The following is a 3,929-nucleotide window of genomic DNA, read 5'->3' as shown; positions in this document are numbered from 1 at the left end:
TGCGCCGATTCTAGGCAGCCGGCGCCCGTCGAACCCTGTGACATATTGTCGCAGGCCCTTGGTAGCGAGCCTCTGGTAGTGAGCCGCAGACCCCGCCACCGGGTGCAGCCATCCGACGGTCATGCCGCCCGCCCGGCTGTGCGCGGCCGCCTCGCCATGGGCTACACTTGCGGTCGGTCGCCGTTGCGGCCTGTCGTCATTTATGCAGCCTGCGCACCAGCCCGCACGACCCGTACGAGAAGCCCCGCAATGCCAGAACGCACCACCGCCTCCCCAGCCGCCGAGACCGGCCTGCCGCTGCCCTCCCACGCCGATGACCGTCGCCAGTGGGGCCGGCTCGCCGGCTCGTCGCTGTCGCTGACCCTGGCCGAGGCCGTGGCGCAGCACCCGGGCCTGGTCGTGGTGATCACAGCCGGCACGCAGGCCGGCGCGCGCCTGGAAGAGGAGCTGGGCTTCTTCCTCGGCAGCACGCAGGACGACGCGGCAGCAGCCGGCGGTAATGGCACGGCCTTCCCGATCTGGCACTTCCCCGACTGGGAAACCCTGCCCTACGACCAGTTCTCGCCGCACCAGGACATCATTTCCACCCGCCTGCAGGTGCTGTCGCGCCTGCCCTCGGCCACGCGCGGCGTGCTCGTGGTGCCGGTCAGCACCTGTGCCCACCGCCTGCCGCCGCGCGAGTGGCTGCTGGGCCAGGCGGTCAGCCTGCGCCGGGGCCAGAAGCTCACGCTGGATGCCACCCGGAGCCAGCTCGAAGCCGCCGGCTACCGCGCCGTGGACACCGTCTACGAGCACGGCGAGTTCGCCGTGCGCGGCAGCCTGGTCGACCTCTACCCCATGGGCGCCGAGCACCCGGTGCGCATCGAGCTGTTCGACGACGAGATCGAGACCCTGCGCCTGTTCGACACCGAGACCCAGCGCACGGTCGCGGCCATCGACGCCCTGACGCTCATGCCGGCGCACGAATTCCCGCTCGACAAGGCCGGCATCCGCCGCTTCCGCGACAACTGGGCCGACACCTTCAGCGGCGACCCGCGCCGCAGCAGCATCTACCAGGATGTCACCAGCGGCATCGCCGGCAACGGCATCGAGTACTACCTGCCGCTGTTCTTCGAACACACCGGTACCCTGTTCGACTATCTGCCGGACAACTGCCTGGTGTTCCTCGAGGAGCAGGCGCCAACCCGCCTGCAGGCGTTCTGGCGCGAGGTCGGCGACCGCCACGAGCAGTACGGCGGCGACAGCAGCCGTCCGCTGCTGCCGCCCGAACGTCTGTTCCTGCGCGAAAACGACTGGTTCGGCCAGCTCACCCGCTTCCCGCGCGTGACCGTGCACGAAAACCTGGTCGAAGACCGTGCCGGCAGCTTCAACCTGCCCTACCAGCCCGCCCCCGCCCTGCCGGTGGATGCCAAGGCCGACTGCCCGGTGCAGGCGCTGGCCGACTTCGTGGCCCGCGCCCGCGCCGACGGCCGGCGCGTGCTGATCTGCGCCGAAAGCGCCGGCCGCCGCGAAAGCCTGCTGGAGCTGCTCGGCCGCTGGAACCTGCAGCCGGCCGTGCTCGGCGACTGGCCGGCGTTCCGCCACGGGCAGGATGCGCTGGCGATCACCATCGCGCCGCTGGAGCAGGGCCTGGTCGGCGAGCGGCACGCGCTGATCGCGGAGTCGCAGCTGTTCGGCCAGCGCGTGCAGCAGCGCCGCCGGCGCAAGGCCACCTCGGCCGATGGCCAGGCGGAAATGGCCATCCGCAGCCTCAGCGAACTGCAGCCGGGCACGCCAGTGGTGCACCTCGATCACGGCGTCGGCCGCTACCAGGGCCTGGTCACGCTCGACATGGACGGTCAGGTGCAGGAGTTCCTGCTGCTCGAATACGCCGACAGCGCCAAGCTCTACGTGCCGGTCGCCAGCCTGCAGCTGATCTCGCGTTACGCCGGCGCCGACGATGACCACGCGCCGCTGCACCGGCTCGGCACCGAACAGTGGCAGAAGGCCCGGCGCAAGGCCGCCGAGCAGGTGCGCGACACCGCCGCCGAGCTGCTCAACCTCTATGCCCGCCGCGCCGCGCGCAAGGGCCACGCCTTCAACATCAGTGATGCCGACTACGCGCTGTTCTGCGCCGGCTTCCCGTTCGAGGAAACCGCCGACCAGAGCAATGCCATCCTGTCCACGCTCGCCGACATGCGCTCGCCGCGCCCCATGGACCGCCTGGTCTGCGGCGACGTCGGCTTCGGCAAGACCGAGGTCGCCATGCGCGCCGCCTTCGCCGCCGTGCAGGACAACCGCCAGGTCGCCGTGCTGGTGCCGACCACCCTGCTCGCCCAGCAGCACTACGAGAATTTCCGCGACCGCTTCGCCGACTGGCCGGTGCGCATCGAGGTGCTGTCGCGCTTCAAGACCGCGAAAGAGCAGGATGCCGCGCTCGACGCCGCCGCCGACGGCCGCATCGACATCCTCATCGGCACCCACAAGCTGCTGCAGCCGAGCGTGAAGTTCCAGCGCCTGGGGCTGATCATCGTCGACGAGGAGCACCGCTTCGGCGTGCGCCACAAGGAGGCGCTGAAGCAGCTGCGCGCCGAGGTCGACATGCTCACCCTCACCGCCACGCCNTGAAGACCTTCGTGCGCGAAAGCCACCCGGCGGTGATCAAGGAGGCGATCCTGCGCGAGCTGCTGCGCGGCGGCCAGGCCTACTACCTGCACAACGAGGTGGAGACCATCGAGAAGTGCGCGCGCGAACTCGGGGAACTGGTGCCGGAGGCGCGCATCGGCATCGCCCACGGGCAGATGCGCGAGCGCGAACTGGAACAGGTGATGAGCCAGTTCTACCACAAGCAGTTCAACGTGCTGGTGTGCTCGACCATCATCGAGACCGGCATCGACGTGCCCAGCGCCAACACCATCATCATGGACCGCGCCGACAAGCTCGGGCTGGCGCAGATGCACCAGCTGCGCGGACGCGTCGGACGCTCGCACCACCAGGCCTACGCCTACCTGCTGACGCCGCACAAGAAGGCGCTCACCGGCGATGCCGAGAAGCGCCTGGAAGCCATCGTCGCCGCCGGCGACCTCGGCGCCGGCTTCGCCCTGGCCTCGCACGACCTGGAAATCCGCGGTGCCGGCGAACTGCTGGGCGAGGAACAGAGCGGCAACATCCAGAGCGTCGGCTTCACGCTCTACATGGACATGCTCGACCGCGCGGTGAAGGCCATCCGCAACGGCCACACGCCGAACATGGACCAGCCCTTCACGCTCGGCGCCGACATCAACCTGCGCCTGTCGGCGCTGATCCCCGAAGACTACCTGCCCGACGTGCACAACCGCCTCATGCTCTACAAGCGCATCAGCAGCGCCGACAGCGACGAGACCCTGGAAGAGCTGCAGGTGGAGATGATCGACCGCTTCGGTCTGCTGCCGGAGCCGGTGAAGAACCTGTTCGCGGTCAGCGCGCTGAAGGTGCGCGCCAGCGCGCTGGGCATCCGCAAGATCGATGCCGGCCCGGCCGGCGGCCGCATCGAGTTCGCCGCCGACACCACGGTGGACCCGCGCCGGCTCATCGCGCTGATCCAGAAGGAACCGAGGAAGTACAAGCTGGAGGGCGGTGACAGGCTGAAGTTCAGCGACAACATGAACGTGCCGGCCACGCGCCTGAAGTTCGTGCGGGAACTGCTGGAAGGGCTGGGTTCGCGCGCCTGAGCGCCGGCAGCACGCGAAACCGGCCAGCGTGATCCGGCGGGGAACGGCGGCGCGCTGGCGTCAGCCCGCCGGCAGGTAGTACGGCAGCGCGAACATCGCCACCAGGTAGCCGACCAGCAGGCCGGGCACGAACGGCCACTCGCGGCGGGTGAAATCGGCCGCCACGTCATTCTCGCCCGGGGCCGGACGCAGGCGGTTGATGATCGCACCCAGGGTCAGCACCAGCGTGCCCACCACGAA

1 protein-coding gene and 1 pseudogene are annotated in these 3,929 nt (G+C 69.7%); one reads left to right on the top strand and one right to left on the bottom strand.

What is annotated here, in order from left to right; translation table 11 throughout:
- Nucleotides 1–249 precede the first annotated feature (249 nt).
- A pseudogene (locus C5O18_RS07330) lies at nt 250–3,689 on the top strand (transcription-repair coupling factor).
- Nucleotides 3,690–3,749: 60 nt separating this feature from the next.
- Here C5O18_RS07330 and C5O18_RS10455 read toward each other — a convergent pair.
- On the bottom strand, nt 3,750–3,929 hold a 180-nt coding region (locus C5O18_RS10455; RefSeq protein ID WP_158249297.1), incomplete at its 5' end, for a hypothetical protein.

The organism is Amnimonas aquatica, assembly GCF_002943415.1.
GTDB classification, from domain to species: Bacteria; Pseudomonadota; Gammaproteobacteria; order Pseudomonadales; family Moraxellaceae; genus Perlucidibaca; species Perlucidibaca aquatica_A.
The sequence above is the reverse complement of the archived record's forward strand: the minus strand, read 5'-3'. Positions and strand labels throughout refer to the sequence as shown.